This window comes from Pseudomonas sp. W4I3 (assembly GCF_030816195.1).
Taxonomy (GTDB): domain Bacteria; phylum Pseudomonadota; class Gammaproteobacteria; order Pseudomonadales; family Pseudomonadaceae; genus Aquipseudomonas.
This window is the reverse complement of sequence record NZ_JAUSXS010000001.1, coordinates 3,101,174-3,117,605: the sequence shown is the minus strand read 5'-3', so window position 1 is coordinate 3,117,605 and position 16,432 is coordinate 3,101,174. Positions and strand designations below refer to the sequence as shown.

The 16,432-nt window shown below is 60.9% G+C and carries 13 protein-coding genes; 5 read left to right on the top strand and 8 right to left on the bottom strand.

The genetic code is table 11. The features are described from left to right. Positions 1-92: 92 nt before the first annotated feature. Together QF045_RS14310 and QF045_RS14305 are read right to left on the bottom strand one after the other, a co-directional pair. The gene (locus QF045_RS14310) at positions 93-1,373 is read right to left on the bottom strand and encodes an alkane 1-monooxygenase (protein WP_306492761.1); all 1,281 of its coding nucleotides are present in this window, start codon (positions 1,371-1,373) and stop codon (positions 93-95) included. Positions 1,374-1,672: 299 nt separating this feature from the next. Then, a complete protein-coding gene (locus QF045_RS14305) occupies positions 1,673-2,671 on the bottom strand; it encodes an alpha/beta fold hydrolase (protein ID WP_306492760.1) in 999 nt (332 codons plus the stop codon). Positions 2,672-2,936: 265 nt separating this feature from the next. Between QF045_RS14305 and QF045_RS14300 the strand changes: the two genes are divergently transcribed. Genes QF045_RS14300 through QF045_RS14290 form a run of 3 tightly spaced genes read left to right on the top strand, consistent with a single transcriptional unit; the run spans position 2,937 to position 6,220 of the window. Then, entirely contained in the window at positions 2,937-4,475 is a 1,539-nt protein-coding gene (locus tag QF045_RS14300; protein ID WP_306492759.1) for an NAD(P)/FAD-dependent oxidoreductase, read from the top strand. Beyond that, a complete protein-coding gene (locus QF045_RS14295) occupies positions 4,472-5,362 on the top strand; it encodes an SDR family oxidoreductase (protein WP_306492758.1) in 891 nt (296 codons plus the stop codon). The genes QF045_RS14300 and QF045_RS14295 overlap by 4 nt, the downstream gene beginning before the upstream one ends. A 15-nt stretch (positions 5,363-5,377) precedes the next feature. After that, positions 5,378-6,220 (top strand): metal-dependent hydrolase, encoded by an 843-nt coding sequence (locus tag QF045_RS14290; RefSeq protein WP_306492757.1) that lies wholly within the window; start codon positions 5,378-5,380, stop codon positions 6,218-6,220. 63 nt (positions 6,221-6,283) lie between these two features. Here QF045_RS14290 and QF045_RS14285 read toward each other — a convergent pair whose 3' ends face one another. Then, a complete protein-coding gene (locus QF045_RS14285) occupies positions 6,284-8,353 on the bottom strand; it encodes an EAL domain-containing protein (RefSeq protein ID WP_306492756.1) in 2,070 nt (689 codons plus the stop codon). A 316-nt stretch (positions 8,354-8,669) separates the two neighbouring features. On the opposite strand from QF045_RS14285, the gene QF045_RS14280 reads away from it, so the two are divergent. Further along, positions 8,670-8,948: a hypothetical protein gene (locus QF045_RS14280; RefSeq protein ID WP_306492755.1), complete on the top strand. Its 279-nt coding sequence runs from the start codon at positions 8,670-8,672 to the stop codon at positions 8,946-8,948. Positions 8,949-8,958: 10 nt separating this feature from the next. After that, a complete protein-coding gene (locus tag QF045_RS14275; protein ID WP_306492754.1) occupies positions 8,959-9,288 on the top strand; it encodes a DUF6388 family protein in 330 nt (109 codons plus the stop codon). 8 nt (positions 9,289-9,296) lie between these two features. Here QF045_RS14275 and QF045_RS14270 read toward each other — a convergent pair whose 3' ends face one another. From QF045_RS14270 to tssK, 5 genes are read right to left on the bottom strand one after another with little or no spacing between them, the layout of a single operon-like run. Beyond that, positions 9,297-10,139 carry a serine/threonine-protein kinase gene (locus QF045_RS14270; protein WP_306492753.1) on the bottom strand — a complete coding sequence of 281 codons (843 nt, stop codon included), beginning with the start codon at positions 10,137-10,139 and terminating at the stop codon, positions 9,297-9,299. After that, on the bottom strand, positions 10,136-10,867 hold the full coding sequence (locus QF045_RS14265; protein ID WP_373424442.1) for a PP2C family serine/threonine-protein phosphatase: 732 nt from the start codon (positions 10,865-10,867) through the stop codon (positions 10,136-10,138). The genes QF045_RS14270 and QF045_RS14265 overlap by 4 nt, the downstream gene beginning before the upstream one ends. Beyond that, entirely contained in the window at positions 10,864-14,220 is a 3,357-nt protein-coding gene (gene tssM, locus QF045_RS14260) for a type VI secretion system membrane subunit TssM (protein WP_306492752.1), read from the bottom strand. The genes QF045_RS14265 and tssM overlap by 4 nt, the downstream gene beginning before the upstream one ends. A gap of 16 nt (positions 14,221-14,236) precedes the next feature. Further along, a complete protein-coding gene (gene icmH / locus QF045_RS14255; RefSeq protein WP_306492751.1) occupies positions 14,237-15,097 on the bottom strand; it encodes a type IVB secretion system protein IcmH/DotU in 861 nt (286 codons plus the stop codon). Positions 15,098-15,102: 5 nt separating this feature from the next. After that, entirely contained in the window at positions 15,103-16,431 is a 1,329-nt protein-coding gene (tssK, locus tag QF045_RS14250) for a type VI secretion system baseplate subunit TssK (RefSeq protein ID WP_306492750.1), read from the bottom strand. Position 16,432 lies beyond the last annotated feature (1 nt).

The following is a 16,432-nucleotide window of genomic DNA, read 5'->3' as shown; positions in this document are numbered from 1 at the left end:
TCGAGTTAAACAACTTTCTTTCGTCTAAATCAGAAAACAGTGGGCGAAAGCGTCCGTCTCGACATACGGTCGATAAGACGTTTTATTTCAAATCAGAACGGAGTGGCGCTGCCGCTATACTTCTCCAGGTACTTCAAACGCTGTGACGGCTGCAGATTGGCCAGGCTGATATCACCGGCATAATGATTTAACACACGATGATCCATACGCCGCCGCCACAAGTACGGAACGTAGGCCCAGACAATCATGCTTGCATAACCATAGGGAAGTTGCGGCGACTCATCAAAGTGGCGCAACGACTGATAACTACGAGTTGGATTGGCATGGTGATCGGAATGCCGTTGTAATTGAAACAGGAAGATATTGGTGACAATCCGATTACTGTTCCAGGAGTGCCGCGGTGAACACCGTTCATAACGACCGTTGGGCAATTTCTGGCGCTTGAGGCCGTAATGCTCGACGTAGTTCACCACCTCCAGCAACGAGAAGCCGTAAATGCCCTGGATGATCAGGAACGGAATCACGGCCACTCCGAGCCAGGCAATCATCGCGCCCCACAGCAGCACGCTGTACATCCAGGCGCTGAGCACGGCGTTCTTCCAGTGCCAGGCTGGCAGGCCGAGTTTGCGCAGGCGTTCGCGCTCCAGGTTCCAGGCCGAGCGCGCGCTGAACCATACCGAACGTGGCAGGAAGGCCCAGAAGCTTTCACCCAGGCGCGAACTGGCCGGGTCTTCCGATGTGGCAACGCGTACGTGATGGCCCCGATTGTGTTCGGTGTAGAAGTGCCCGTAGAACGTCGGCGCCAAAGTGACTTTGGCCAGGAACACTTCCAGTGGCTTGGGTTTGTGCCCCAGCTCATGGGCGGTATTGATGGCGATGCCGGTGGCGGCGCCGGTGGACATCGCCATGCCCAGATAGGTAAACACGCTGACTTCACCATGCAGCTCAGTGCGTGCGGTGATGAAAGCAGCGGCTTTTGCCGCCCAACTCGACGGGTCGAGCGAGGCGGTGGCGTGCATGAGCCCGCCGCCGATAATCCAGTCGATGCCGCCGGCGGCGAGCCAACCGGTGACCACCACCGAGGCGATCACAAACAGCACGCCGGTGTAGACGATCCAGCGGTAGTAGCGTTGGGATTCAAGGTGGCTGACGGCGGATTCAGGCGGGTTGCTGACGTCTTCACCCAACAGGCCGTCGATCAGTGGGATCAAGCCGAAGATGACCAGTACACCGACCCACCACAGTTGCTGAACACCGGTGCCGATGGCCAGGGCACCTGAGAGCAGTGGGGTCGCCAGGGGCATGATGCCGAGCCACCAGAGGTGACGCTTGCCGTCGGCCCACACATTTGGCGCAGCGAGGGTCTGGTTCATGACAGCCTCCGAACGCGTGCGGAGGCGGCCGAGAGGGTTACGCAGCGCTGAACACTGCGAAAAGTCATACATGCGATAAAAGGCGTTTTTTTCATTATTTTATTCGCTCTTAGGCATTTCAAAAACTGTTTCAAATTAGAAATTGAAATAATTTTTTAAATAAATAGCGCGGAATCGTTAGGTCGTCAACTGGTTTATCCACGCCTTTTTCCCGTGACCGGACAGTCTCTTTTCAAGTGCTGTGGTCAGGTGTCTAGGGCAGGCGTCGACGGGTTGGAACCGCGGATCGGATGGCATGTTTATTTGCTCGCCATGGCAAACGGCGCCTGCAATACGGTGGCGCTTTGCGCAGGTCGAACCCGTTTGGCAACCTGTTCAACCAACGCCGCCACACGTTCCGGGGCGGTAATTGGCAACATGTGCCCACGGTTTTCTACCACCTGCAGCTTCAGCCCTGGCACCGTGCTGGCCAAGCCCTGACCGTGTTTCTGGAAGTCGAGCACGTTGTCCCTGGCGCCGTAGATAAGGCCGATCGGCAGCGTCAGCTGCGGGTAGCGCTTGAGCATGCCGGGCAAGTGATCGTTTACCCGGTTGATCTCAGTGGACGCTGCGTAGAAATTGTCGGGACGCATACCCAGCAAACCACCACCACGGGTGGCGAAGTCTGGCGGGGCGGCATCGGGGGCGAATACGCCCTTGACCACCGAGCCCTGGGTCAGCAGGCCGACGGGCATCGTCAAGGTGCGCGACATCCAGCGTCGCAACCAGGCGGGGCGCACCGCCAATGCCAGGAACACCAACGGCAACATGCGCTGGGGATGGGTCAGCGGCGCCACCAGGATCAGGCCGGACACCGCGTGGGGATGGTCGAGGGCCAATGCCAGGGCAATCGCACCGCCCAGGGAGTGCCCGAGCACCAGCGGTTGGTCCAGGTCCAGGGTCTTGATAAACGCGGCCATCTGGCGTGCCTGGGCGGGAAGATCTGCCGCCGTGCCGCTGCGCCGACTGGAATAGCCCGACCCTGGGCGGTCCACGCTGATCACGCGAAACTGCCCACGTAACTGAGCGGATAACGCGTAGGTCAGATTGCGGCTGCTGCCCATCAGCCCGTGAATCATCACCAGCGCTGGGCCCTGCCCTTCTTCTACATAATGAAAGCGCTCGCCATCCACTTCGACGAAGCGCCCGTTGATCGGAACGGCCACTTCAATGCGCCGTGTCATCCAGGCACTGAACGCCCACAACACAGCGCTCGCAGCTACCACCACACCCGCAGCGACAACCCACTCGACAGCCATAGTTCGGTCCTCTGCTTCCCTGCCGCTGACGACCTGATCGGGATTGATCATGGCTCAGCCTTCGTCCACACCCTGGACTCAACTTCTGTGTCGTCTGTCGGACAAGTCCCGCAGATCGAACAAGGTCCTAGCGTAGGCGAAATTTTCAGGTAGATTATTTAAAATCTTTTTTAAAATAATTAATTCAATTTTCCTTTGCAATGGTGTTCTATCTAAAACGCAAAACAAAAACAGGAGCGCATCCGATGCCCACCAAGGACAGCCTATGAACGCCCACAGCGACACCGTCGACATCGCCATCATCGGCTCAGGCTTCGCCGGCCTGTGCATGGCGATCAAGCTCAAGCAGGCAGGATTGACCGATTTCTTCATTGCCGAGCAGGCTGACACGCTCGGCGGTACGTGGCGTGACAACCACTACCCTGGCTGTGCCTGCGACGTGCAGTCCCATGTCTACTCGTTTTCCTTCGCCCCCAACCCCGACTGGACGCGCCAATTTGCCCCGCAAGCGGAGATTCGCGCTTACCTGGAGCACTGCGCGCAGCGTTTCGAGCTGGCGCCGTACCTGCGTTTCGGTGCAGGCCTGCAACGGGCGGTGTTCGATGAACTGCAGCAGCGCTGGCAACTGACGTTCAGCGATGGTCGAAAGGTCAGTGCGCGAGTCTTGGTGTCGGGCATGGGCGGTTTGTCGCGCCCGGCGCTGCCGGATATTCCTGGTTTGGAAAGTTTCAAGGGCAAGCGTTTCCACTCGCAGCAGTGGGATCATGACTACAGCCTGAAGGGCAAGCGCGTGGCAGTGATCGGCACCGGCGCCAGTGCGATTCAGTTCGTGCCGCAGATCGCATCGCACGTGGCGCACCTGGACCTGTTCCAGCGCACCCCGCCCTGGATCATGCCCAAGCCCGACCGGCCGATATCAAGTGTTGAACGCTGGCTGTTCAAGCATCTGCCGTTTACCCAAAGGCTGGTGCGCGGCGCCTTTTATTGGGCGCTGGAAGGCCGCGTGGTGGGCTTTGCCCTGCACCCGCGCCTGATGAAGATGGTGCAGAAAATCGCCCTGCGTCATTTGCGCAAACAGGTGGCTCGCCCTTCCCTGCGCAAGATCCTTACACCGGACTACACCATCGGCTGCAAGCGCGTGCTGATCTCCAACGACTACTACCCCGCGTTGTCACGCAGCAATGTCGAGGTAGTGACCGACGCCGTGCTGCGCATCGAAGCCGATGGCGTGATCACCCGCGACGGCATCAAGCACCCCGCCGATTGCCTGATCTTCGGCACCGGGTTCCAGGCCGCCGATCCCCTGCCCCGTGATTGCATCATCGGGCGCAACGGCGTCGACCTGATGGACACCTGGCGCGACGGCGCCCATGCCTACAAAGGCACGACGGTGCCGGGCTACCCCAATCTGTTCCTCATCGTCGGGCCCAATACTGGCCTGGGGCACAACTCGATGATCCTGATGATCGAGGCCCAGGTCACTTACATCCTGGATGCGTTGCAACAGATGCAGCGCCAGCGCATCGCCGTGGTGGACGTCAAACCCGCCGTGGAGCAGGCCTACAACGCCCAACTGCAGGACAAGCTCAAGCGCACCATCTGGAACACCGGCGGTTGCCAGAGCTGGTACCTCGACCCGCGCACCGGCAAGAACACCACGCTGTGGCCCGCCTCGACGTGGCGCTTCAAGCAGGTCACCCGGCATTTTGCGCTCAAGGACTATGACGTCAGCCGTGAACCGGTTGCGTCCATCCCGCGCACAGCGCAAACCCCTCATTGCGCCACAGAAGGCAGTCTGTCATGAAGTCATTCAGCGGCCGCGTCGCGGCGATTACCGGAGCGGCCTCTGGCATGGGCCGCGCACTGGCCCTGGCCCTGGCACGAGAAGGTTGCCACCTGGCCCTGGCCGACAAGAACAGCCAGGGACTGGAACACACGCTGGAGCTGATCAGCACGTCGACCCTGTCGCCGGTGAACGTCACCACCCAGGTACTGGATGTCGCCGACCGCCAAGCCATGCTCGACTGGGCGGCGCGTTGTGCAGCCGAGCATGGCCAGGTCAACCTGGTTTTCAATAATGCCGGAGTGGCGCTGTCGAGCACCGTGGAAGGCGTGGACTATGCCGACCTGGAGTGGATTGTCGGCATCAATTTCTGGGGGGTGGTGCACGGCACTAAGGCGTTCCTGCCTTACCTCAAGGCCAGCGGCGACGGGCATATCGTCAACACCTCCAGCGTGTTCGGCCTGTTCGCGCAGCCTGGCATGAGCGCCTATAACGCCAGCAAGTTCGCGGTACGTGGCTTTACCGAAGCGCTGCGCCAGGAGCTGGACCTGCAACGCTGCGGCGTCTCCGCCACCTGCGTGCATCCCGGCGGGATTCGTACCGATATCTGCCGCAGCAGCCGTATCGACGCGAACATGACCGGCTTTTTGATTCACAGCGAACAGCAAGCGCGCGCCGATTTCGAAAAGCTGTTTATCACCGATGCCGATCAGGCCGCCCACGTAATCCTGCAAGGTGTGCGCAAAAACAAACGCCGCGTGCTGATCGGCCGCGATGCGTATTTCCTCGACCTGCTCGCCCGTTGCCTGCCGGCGGCCTATCAAGCGCTGGTGGTGTTTGCCAGCAAGCGCATGGCCCCCAAACCACGCACGCCCGTGTTTGAAACCAACGACGAGCCTCGACTCTGAACAGGAGCACTCACTATGTTGCCGATTCGCCGTGACATCCGCTTCGCCCTGCCCGCCGAGCGCATTACCAACTGGCATGAACAAGGCCCATTCATCACGCATTTTTTCAATGCCCTGTCGCTGCTGTTTCCCCAGGGCGAGCTGTTCTTCATGGACAGCGTGCGCCACTACCGGTCGCGCATCGACGATCCGGCTCTGAAAAAGGAGATCCAGGGCTTTATCGGCCAGGAGGCGATGCACAGCCGAGAACACGTGGCCTACAACAACCTGCTGCACACGGCGGGCCTGCCGGCGCACAGCCTCGACCGGCGCTTGAAATTCTTCCTGAACCTGCAAAAGAAACACCTGCCGCCGTCCTTCAACCTCGCGGTGACCATTGCCCTTGAGCACTACACGGCGATGCTCGCGGAAATTCTGCTGAGCGATCCGTCGCGTTTTGGCGACTCACTCAAGGGCTATCGGCAGATGTGGTACTGGCACGCCCTTGAAGAAACCGAACATAAAGCGGTGGCCTTCGATGTGTGGAACACCGTGATCAAGCCTGGGCCCAAGCGCTACTTGCTGCGCACCGGCACCATGCTGTTCACCACGCTGCTGTTCTGGCTGGTGGTGTTCGACTTCCACGTGCGCCTGTTGATTGCCGACCGCAAGTCCGGCGGGCATCTGAAGGGCTTCTGGCGCATGCTCAAGTTTCTGTACGGGCCCAAGGGTGTCTTTCCACGCATGCTGCGGCCGTGGCTGGACTATTTCAAACCGAGCTTTCATCCCTGGGAACATGACAATCGGGCACGGTTGAACGCCATAGACGGACTGGTTGAGGAAATTGAGCGGACCAATCGCAGCTACGAGGCGATCTAGCAAGCCGGCTTGATGCTTTGAACGGGGCCGACTGCCCGATCGGTCGGCCCCAGGACTGCCAGATCAGGCCAGCGCCGCGCGCTTGCGTACAAACTGCGGCACCTCATCTCCCGGCAACGCCCTGCTGAAATACCAGCCCTGAATGAACAGTTCAGCCCCCGTATTCAAAAATGCCAATTGCTCGGCCGTCTCGACCCCTTCCACCACCACGCCCAGGTTCAGTGCCTCACAGAAACGCAGCATGCCGGTCAGCACCTGAGCGCCCTTGGGGTCGTGCTGGGCAACCACAAAGCTGCGATCGATCTTGATGAAGTCGACCGGAAACTGGTGCAGATAACTCAACGCCGAAAACCCGGTGCCGAAGTCATCGATATACACCTTTGCCCCCAAGGCCTGCAGTTTCTGAATGGTCTGGCGGGTTGCCTGGATATCGCTGACCAGCGCATCTTCGGTGATTTCCACCGACACCCAACCGTCGGCCTGGGCGAGAATCTCCACCAGGCGATCACCGTAAGCCGCGTCCTTGAGCGTGACGCTGGACACATTGATGGTCATGGGCAATTCAAACCCGGCCTTCTTCCACTTCTGGTATTGGCGTACCGCCTGGGACGCCACCCACACGTCCACATCCGGCATCAACCGGGCCTGCGCCAACCATTGCAGGAACTCCCAGGGCGAATGCACCGTGCCCTGGCTGTCCCGGGCGCGCATCAAGGCTTCGCAGCCGGTGCACAGCCCGGTGCGGGTGGAGACCTGCGGCTGAAACTCAAGATAGAACTCGTAGTCGCTGATCTGCTGGATCCGGTTCAATTGCGTGGCCTGCCGAGCCAGGGTGCGGTGCGAAGCCAGTACCGGGTCGAACTCCAGCAACCGGCCTTTCTCCTCAAGGCCGCGAAAAGTCATGTCCAGCGACTTGAGGTACACCGTGCCGCCTTCGCTGGCCTGGCGATGAATCGCACGTACATACGGCGCATACACCAGCGTCCCCAGGCCCATCAGCCCAATCTGCAGCACCACGGCCGCCACGTCGCCCTGGGTACTGAGGTAAGCATTGAGCAACACCGGTGCGGTAAACGGCACACTGGCCACCGCCGGTGACACCCAACCCAGTTGCACCGCCGCCAACGCCAGCGTCGCGTTCAACGCCGGCACCACCAGAAACGGTATGAACAACCGCGGGTTGAGGATGATTGGCAGACCGAACAGCAGCACTTCGCTGACGTTGAATAACGAGAGCGGCAAGCTCGCCATCGCCAGCAACCGCATGGACGTGCTCCTGGAAAACAGCAGGATCGCCAGGAGCAGGCACAACGCGCCGCCCGATCCACCGATAAACGCGAAGCTGCCCAACAGGCCGCTGTTGAGCAGGTACTGGACCGGTTCACCCGCCGCCAGCGCCGCGCCATTGAGCACCACGGCCTGATCCAGCACATCGAACAGCGGCTGCATGGCGTACACGCCGTGAACCCCGAAAAACCACAACAGCGAGTTCATCAGGGTCACAAACAAACCGCTGCCATAAGGCGTCTGCAGCACATTGAGCACCTGCGGCCCCTGCAGTTGCGCCACATAGGGAATCTGCAACAGCAACGACAGCACCACCACCAACACCAACGCGGTGATCGCGCCGGGCAACACCATATTGATCGTGCCTTTGAGGTTGTGCCCGATCAGGTCTTCGTGGACCAGGCGTGTCCAGCGCAAACGGTGCAGCCAGGCGATGGCGGGCACGTTGAGCAGGGGCGATGCAATGGCGATAAACAGCAGGAAGGTGGCCGAAGCACGGGGATAGTCGCGCAATAGATACGTGGCCACCACGACATGGGCAAGGCACAGAAAAGCGATCGGCAACTGTGGCAGGCGGTGCTGGATGGCCAGCATATAACCAATGGAAGCAGCGACCAGCAGCGGAATCACCGAGCTGATCCGGTCATGCAGGCCCGCCAGGAAGCTCACTGCCTGCGGGCTGAAACCCAGCACTCTGGCGCATTCAGACAGGATCAGAAAACCGGCAGACACCAGCAGGCAGGGCAGGATCCACAACAATCCCTCCCGAATCGCACGCAACGATTCGATACTGGCCAGGGTCGCCAGGCGCCGGGTAAGGAAAAGTTTGAACAGCGTTTGCCTCATGAGCCGCCCTCTGCCCGTATTCACGAGGGCTGGAGATCAGCGCCGGAATACGCGTCAACGCTACACGCCCTGATACTCGGAGCGAAAGCTTTTCGCCATGTCCCCTAGGAGTATTCAGAAAAAATCGGGGTGCGGGACAATTTCCTATATTAAAAATCGAACTTTCCGACGTGAACTGCCCCCTAAACCGGTCTGAGACGGTATTATCCGCGGCTTGTCCGTGTGTTAAAGGATGTTACAACCTGGTGCATACCAGGTGCCTACTCAGGGAATCTTGCCTGGACAGAAGCAGGCACAAAGGAGAGAGAGTCTTACCATGCACGATAAGCGGTCCAGCACCATGCGTCCCCTGTTTGTCACCATCCTGTTGTGGCTGTGCAGCGTGGCGCTGTTATTTATCATCAAGAATGTCATTGAGCTGTACACCGGGCCTGTCGCAGAGACCTGGATAGACCTGACGCTGGTGCTCGTCGCCTACCTGATGTTCTTTTTACTGGCGCCCCTGCAACGCTGGATCCAGCGCAGATCGCGCAAGCGCGCTCGGCGCCACGTGAGCAGTCACGCGCCCGACGTCGACTCCCACCCCTCTCACTGAGGGCCAGCCATTGTCCGCACCTGGCGATAATTACCAACGCGCACTGGACCGGTTCCTGCGCGAAAACCCCGACGTGGCCGCGGAGCTGAACAGCCTCAACCCGCTGGCAGCCCAAGCCAGGGGTGAAACGGTGGCGCAGTATCGTACCGAGCGTCTGTATGAAGCGTTCGAGGCACAGGCCGAGCGCCTGGGCCTGTTCGCTTGGGAGCTGACCCTCAAGCTGACTGCCGAGTCCAGCGAAGCCTTTGAAGCCCAGCGCCTGGAGGTGCACAAGGAAGTCGCCCAAATGGCCGGCATGAGTTGGGCCGACTACTGCCAACTGCATGACTTGGCGGGCTGAGATACTGGCTAGCGGTACCAGCGAGTCCGCCGGCACCCCATGACCTCGCGCAATTCGGCAACCGTCAGGGCCCGGCGTTGGGGCTCTTGCGCCAACGCGGTCCGCAGTGCTGGCCAGCAGCGTCGCGGCAACTGCCTGGGCCGGAGCAGTCCTTGAGCCAGTGGGTGTTCACCCGGGCGAGCCCCGTGAGCCAGCTCATACAGCACACATGCCACGGCATAAAGGTCAGCAGCGGGAGTCAACTCGCCACCCTCCAGCAATTCAGGCGCCGCATAGGCGCGAGTCCAGGCGTTCACTCGGCTGCGACTCACACTGGCCAAGTCCGCCGTGGTCTGGGCAAGTAACCGCCCCAAGCCGAAATCAAATAAGCGCACGCCCTCTTCACCCAGCATCACGTTGGCCGGCTTGACGTCGCCATGCAGAACGTTGTGTCGATGGGCATAACCCAACGCATCCAGCAGTTGCAGGGCAATCGGCTGCAACTCCTCCCAAGGCAATCCACCGGGGCGTTCCACAATCAGCCGGTCCAGCGTCATGCCGTGTAGCAACTCCATGGTAAAAAAGGCAGTCTGGCTGCCCGCATCTACCTCAAACGAATACACCCTCACCACGTGCTCATGCCGCAAGCGACGCGACATCGCAAACTCGCTGTACAGCAAGACATGAGCATCCGGGCAGGCTGATAAAGACCCGTCCAACAGCTTGAGCGCCACACCGGAACACGGCTCGCCAAACTGCTCCTGTAACAGGTCGCGCGCGCGGTACACCACGCCCATTCCGCCGCGGCCCAATACATGCTCAAGGTGGTAACGCCCGGCGAGCAGAATCGGAAGGGTCGATTTAGAACTCATGGCTGCACCACGACGGCGGTCAGATCATCGCGTGCCGGGGTATGCAGCGCGCTGGCAAACAAGCGTTCCACGACTTGCTGCGGGCCGCCTGCACTCAACGCCAGGCCCAGTTCGACTGGGCTGAGTGCCTGGTACAGGCCGTCGCTGCACAACAAAAAAACATCGCCAGGGCGGGTGCTGAGCTCCAGCACCTCAAGCCGCAACGGCGAGTGCGCGCCAATGGCGCGGGTCAAGGCTTTGGCCTCGGGGTGGGCACGGGCCTGGGTGGCAGTCAATCGACGCTCGTCCATAAGCCGCTGCAACAGCGAATGATCTCTTGATAATTGGTACAGGCTGCGTTCGCGCCACAAATAACAGCGGCTGTCCCCCGCCCACACGCACGCCGCACGTCCATTCTCCAGCAACAATGCGACCACCGTGCTCCCCATCATGGAACTGCCGGTTGCCCCAGACCGCCTCCGCGCATCCGCCAGCCGCTGGTCGACGCCTTGCAAGCTTTGCCGGACCGCACTGACTCGCTGATCAAGGCTGCCCCGCGCAGACAGCGAAGCCAGGCTGGCGACCACCCATTGGCTGGCGACATCGCCGTGTCGGTGGCCACCCATGCCGTCCGCCACGGCCCAGCAACCTCGTTGCGGGCAATCGAGCAAGGCATCCTCATTGCGCGGCCGGGCCTGACCGCGCTGAGTACGCCCGGCGCTGCGCCATGTGGGGAGCACCGGGTTCACAGCTGCTCCGGCAAACGGAAGGTACGCCACGTGTCCATTTCAAATGGGCTGGGTGTGCGTTGGCTGGTCAGCAGGTAATTGGCGCGCAACCCGGCCAGGTTGGCCTTGACGATCTGCGCATTGCGGTCACTCGCAGGCTCTCGGTGCAGCAAGTCGAAGAACCGGAACAATGACCAGGCGCCGGTGTTTTTCTCGATACCCAGGGGGCGCAGTTCAGTGTCCCTTTCCAGTACGAGGCTGGCGCGACCGTTGTCTGCTTCGATGGGCCAGCGGAACGTCATGGGTATGATCGGGCCGTGCCGGTATTCCAGCTGCTTTTCCCCCAATCGCAGAGTCGCCCGGTTCACCGCCTGATCCAGGCTGTAGGGCGCCAAGGTGAAACGCACAGCCAACTCGCCCTGGTCTTCGCTGAAAAAGCTGCGTCGAATTACCTGGGCTTTTGTCAGTTGCTCCAGTAGCGAGCGCGAGATGGGCAAACTCTGTCCGTCCAGTCCACGCAACCGATAGCGACTGCCCTCTGCGCCGACAAAAGAGCGCAAATGCCCCTCGTAAAAACGCGCCAACACGCCCTGGGGTTTAAAGAACTCACGGAAATCGTCAAGGGCCACATCACTGCTCGCGTGGGCATTGAACGGGTACCGTTGGCGAATCGCCCTGGCGTAAAGCCCCTGCACCTCGCTCTGATAGCGCTGATTGACATGGGCGTAGGCCTGGTCCAATAAGTGGCGCCAGGCCTCATCGGCAATCCCTTCAAACCAACCGGCAAGCGGCAGCGGCAAACGGGCGGACGCTTCACGCAGGTTACCCAGCACGTCCTGCTGGCCGTCCATTCGTCGCTTTGCCTGCATGAAGGCCGCCTGCTCCGGCGAGCCCTCACGGTTCAGCGCCGCCAATTGCAGGTGCAATTGACCTAGCAGGTGCAACCCCTGGGTCAGCTCAGCGCTTGGGTTGTGTTGCTCATCGAGCAATTGATGCAGCGGTTCAAAGCGCCGCTGCAAGGCCCGACGAGCCGAGTCGCCCAAGGCTGCCTGCCCTTGCGCCATCGCAGCTTTGGCAATGACCCCCAACGCGCCTGGCGGCTCGGCCAGCGTGGCCGGCAGCTCAAGGCCCGGCAGTAAGCGGGTATGCTCGCGAAGCTGCTGCAACAGCAGACTGACTGGCGATTGAGCCGAGGTCAGCCCCGCGAGCCGTTCGGCGTCCTCGCGCAGGTTGTCAGTTGGCAACAGCCTGACGCGACCGAGGGCATCGCTCCAAGCCTGGGCATATTCACTGAAGTAGCGCTGTTGCAGCTGGACCATCAGGCGCTGCAAATCCTGACTGCTCAGGTCGGTGCCCTCCCCCAGTACCCAGTTATCCTGGGCGATGGCATTCACCAGCCGTGGGCCTTGCGCCTCGAAGTACTGCACATAGCGTTTGGTGTAAAAGCCCGGCACGTGCGATTCCATTGCAGCGAACACCTTGCCCTCGGCCAGCCGCAATGGCTCGAGGTCCCGCGCTTGTTCGCGCAGCACCCGATACACCACATCGGCCAGTGACTCACCCCGCAGAACAGCACGCGCCTGAGCCACCAGCTCGTCATTGAGCGGTGCTGCAAACGGCTGCTCGAGCAGTCGCGCCCAGTGTTCATTCAAGCGCTTCTGTACCGGTATATCACCGGGAAACCGCAGCGACCAGTAGCTCGCCATATGCTGCGCCAGCCATGGGGTATCGCGGCGCTCGCGCAGGTTCAGCATCAGATACGCACGCAGGCTGTCGAGCAGGCGCTCGCGGTCGCCGAGGCTGGCGCGTACCTGCTCTTCCAGCAGGCCAACCGTGCGGCCCAGCAGTTGCTGCTGCAATGCCAGCTCATAGGCGCGTGCCACACGCGGGCGGCTGACCTCGCCTTGGTACAGGCCGGCTCGCTCGATCAGCGCAGTGTTGCTGGATGCGGGAAACACCTGGGTCGCGGCCCAGCGAGCGTCCAGCAGCGCCAGGAGCGTCGAGGTTTCATCACTGGCCTGCGCCACGGGCGCGCTGAGCGCAGCGATGTGAGCCAAACGTTGGTGGTTGACCGCATAACTGTGCATCCACAGCCCGCAGGCAGATGCCAGAACCAGCGTAGCGGCCATCCCCAGCAACGCGTTGCGCCGCCAGATACGCTGTTGCTCGCGGGTCTGCAAAGCGGCCAGATCCGCTTCGGCAAAGATCACCCGACTGAACAGCCCCTGCACAAAATGGTTGCGCGTTTCGCTGGCGCAGGTCAGGTAGAACCCGCGCAATCCGTTGATGCGCTGGTAGCGATGGGCGCAAAACGCCCACTCGATGAACAGGCATAAACGCTCGCCTATTCGCGCCGTCTGCTGAGGAAATTCAAGCATCTGCCCCCGGCGCTCGACATCTCGCTCCTGGTGCAATCGCTCGATCAACTCACTGTGCAAGCGTTGCAGTAACTGCTCAAACGCCTGACGTAACTGGGTGATGTCATTGCCCGCCGTGTCAGCGTTCAGAGGCTGGCCCAGCACCGCATCGGCATCGTCCCCTGACGGTGAGTCGAAGTACTCGATGAACCCCGGCAGTCGGTCAGCCTGGGTCAACACCAGATACAGAGGTACGTCCACATGCAGCACCTGCTGAATGTCCTGCACGCGCGAATGAACATGGCGTGCCAGTTGCTCCAGGTCGTGCTCATTACCCTCCAGGAGCTTGTCTACCGACAGCGTCACCACCACGCCATTAAGCGGGCGGACCCGATGCCGCCGCCTCAGGCTGGTCAACAGTGTGGTCCAGCCAGCGGCATCCACCGACCGGTCTGGCTGAGTCAGATAGCGCCCTGGGGTTTCGATGAGCACGCCTTCGTCGGCAAAGTACCAGTCACACTGCGTGCCACTGCCCGTCGGCCGCGCGTCCGCCTGATCGAGCGGTGACTGCAAGCCGGCTGCCGCCAACAACTGGGTCTTGCCACTGCGCGGTTCACCGATCAACAGGTACCAGGGCAGGTCCTGGCGCCAACGCGCGTTACGCTCCCCGTAGCGAGGCGATGTGTTCAACCACTGCCGGGCCTCCTTGAAACGGCCAAGCACGTGCTTGCGCTCGTCCTCCAACGCCTTCACAGGCGGATGCTCCGTTCGCGGTCCTGGCCTTTCGCGTCCAGCAGCGCGGCGCCCGCCTGCCAAGACCATTGCCAGCCCCCACAGCAGAAACAAAACGCTGATGCTGAACAGGCGGGCACTCGCGCCCTGCCAGAATCGGTGGTCGGCCACCGCCAACAGCGGTCCGACCCACCACACCAGTGCAGCGCAGGAAAGCACCAGCGTCAGGCTCCACACCCAAACTTTGCCCAGCACGGCGCCCACGCCCTTGAAGAATGCGTTCATTCATTGCTCCCTGCGTTTACATGGGCGTCTGAGTAGGATCCGACGCCGAAAATGGAAGGTTTTGCAGTGCACTCGCCCTTTCTCGTTCCAACACCCAGGCGAACCCCGCGTACATTGCGAGCAAACAGCACAGCGTGAAGGCGACAAACCAGCGGGCAGGAATAACGCGTATGCGCCTACGGCGTGCGTGCGCCTTCCCTGCCGGAAGAACAGGCGCCGCCGACGGGTTGCCACGTACATGCCGGATCTGCCGATACAGGCCATCACGAACGGCCTCGAGCTGTAACACGCCCCGCTCCATTACCCGGTATTTACCTTCGAACCCCAGGGCCAGGCACAGGTACATCAGTTCCAGCATCGCCACGTGTTTTACCGGGTCGCGCGCCAGGCGCTCCAGCAACTGGAAGACCTTCTCGCCGCCGAACGTCTCGTGGTGAAAGCGGCTCAGCAAGCTCATCTTCGGCCAGTCGCTTCGAGCCCCCCACGCTGTGGTCACGACGGCTTCGTCGATCACGCTGCACAGCACGTAGCGCGCAGACATGACCTGGGTGTTTTCGACGCCGCCCTGCAAGGCACGGGTTTCGAATTGCGTCACCGCCGATGACAATCGGTCACTGATCGCAGTGAGGTTTTCTCGACCGGTGCAGCCCTTGAGCTGGACCACTTGCGACAATATTTCCCAAGCCGCGACCACGAGCGGGTTGAGCGACGTCGTGAAGCTGTGTGCGCCCAGTACATGGCTCGCGTAGATCATCCGGTCCTGCAACTGTTCATAGCGCGGCGGCGACGGGAACTGCGTGAGTGGCCCTTGTGCGGGCCCATGACCGTCGCGGTCGAGCAGGACGGTTTTTTCATCCTGCGGGTATTCACTGTCCATAGCGGTCAATTCCTGATGGCCCAGAAGGTAAGCTCAAGCCCGGAAAATTCGCCCCCCACATGGAAGGCGAACCCACCCGATTGCTCCAGTTGCGCGATATCGCGGGCACTCATATCGAGCATGAAGTAGGTCTTTGCGGCATGGAACGGGATCTGGCGCGGTGCCACGGGCAGTGGTTTGACCTTGATACCCGCCAAGTGCAGATTGACCAGCTCCCGTATGCGCTCAACGGGGCCGACTTTCAGATGCGCTGGCAGGCGTTGGCGTAATTCCTCCGAATCAGACTGCGACGTGGCCGCCAGGATAAACGTCGCGGTACCCAGCAATTTCAGATCGCTTACCGGGCAAACCAATACGCCGTACTGACGTTGTTGCAACGTCAACTCGATAGAGTGTTGTTCGAGTACGACCGACAGCACGGCGCGGACGGCTTCCATCAGCCCCCGAAAACTAGCCCCCTGGTCGACGTGCCGGTAATGCACATCCAGCGCCGCGCGCTTGCTGTCGCTGGCGAAGGTTGATAACTCACCGAGTAGCGCCAACAGAACACGAAATACGGCTTCAGGACGAACCTGAACCTGGCTCAAGCAGTGACGCAACTCCAGCTCGCTACGATTGATCACTTGCAGCATCAGAAAATCGCCAACCTGCGTGCCGGCGGCGGTGCTCTCGCCGCGGATGCGCGCCGCAATGGCATCGCCTCGCGACGCAAGCAAGCCGATCACCTCCTTGAGGCAAGACGCTACATACCCACGGTCCTGCATGAAAATGAATGTCGGGACGAACCCCGCATCCAGGCGCACGCCCCCAGCTTCGGTCGATTCCAGTACCTGGGCAACCTTGAGTCTGACAAAGCCCTGCTCTCTGTGCTGCTCACCCAACAACAGGCGCATGTCAGGCCGCGCGCAGTGAATGAGGCAACGAGAGTCGGTCCCGGCGTTAGAATCCCCGACCTCCACCTCACAGGTGAGGTAGCGTGCCAGCACATCGTCCTGCTCCGGTTGGCGGGTTTCAATCTGATTGCCTGTCGCCAGCAGCAGACCCAGGTAAACAGCCTGTTCCCCCGCATTGGCTGGCACCTGCAATACCAGCGGTTCCATGGCGGCGCCATGTTCGAACAGGCTACCGTCCGGCAACACACCGCTGGCTTGAGTAACCACCAATTTGCCGAGATTGAGGTACTGCACATCGAGTTCCAGCGTGAGGAACCCCCAGGCGTCAGGGCTCAGCAAACGCGTCTGGTTAAGCTGCTGCTGGTAATGACGGTCGTTGTGCTGCAGGTGCTGTGGCCGCAATAGCATGCCTTCCTGCCAAATGACTTTATGGGCGTGCATA

Excerpts from the sequence above, each read along its gene's own strand:
- QF045_RS14280 (WP_306492755.1), top strand. The coding sequence starts at position 8,670 with ATGCACGATAAGCGGTCCAGCACCATGCGTCCCCTGTTTGTCACCATC.
- tssK (WP_306492750.1), bottom strand. The coding sequence starts at position 16,431 with ATGCACGCCCATAAAGTCATTTGGCAGGAAGGCATGCTATTGCGGCCA.
- QF045_RS14270 (WP_306492753.1), bottom strand. The coding sequence starts at position 10,139 with ATGAGTTCTAAATCGACCCTTCCGATTCTGCTCGCCGGGCGTTACCAC.
- QF045_RS14310 (WP_306492761.1), bottom strand. The coding sequence starts at position 1,373 with ATGAACCAGACCCTCGCTGCGCCAAATGTGTGGGCCGACGGCAAGCGT.
- icmH (WP_306492751.1), bottom strand. The coding sequence starts at position 15,097 with ATGGACAGTGAATACCCGCAGGATGAAAAAACCGTCCTGCTCGACCGC.
- QF045_RS14285 (WP_306492756.1), bottom strand. The coding sequence starts at position 8,353 with ATGAGGCAAACGCTGTTCAAACTTTTCCTTACCCGGCGCCTGGCGACC.
- QF045_RS14305 (WP_306492760.1), bottom strand. The coding sequence starts at position 2,671 with ATGGCTGTCGAGTGGGTTGTCGCTGCGGGTGTGGTGGTAGCTGCGAGC.
- QF045_RS14295 (WP_306492758.1), top strand. The coding sequence starts at position 4,472 with ATGAAGTCATTCAGCGGCCGCGTCGCGGCGATTACCGGAGCGGCCTCT.
- QF045_RS14290 (WP_306492757.1), top strand. The coding sequence starts at position 5,378 with ATGTTGCCGATTCGCCGTGACATCCGCTTCGCCCTGCCCGCCGAGCGC.
- tssM (WP_306492752.1), bottom strand. The coding sequence starts at position 14,220 with ATGAACGCATTCTTCAAGGGCGTGGGCGCCGTGCTGGGCAAAGTTTGG.
- QF045_RS14300 (WP_306492759.1), top strand. The coding sequence starts at position 2,937 with ATGAACGCCCACAGCGACACCGTCGACATCGCCATCATCGGCTCAGGC.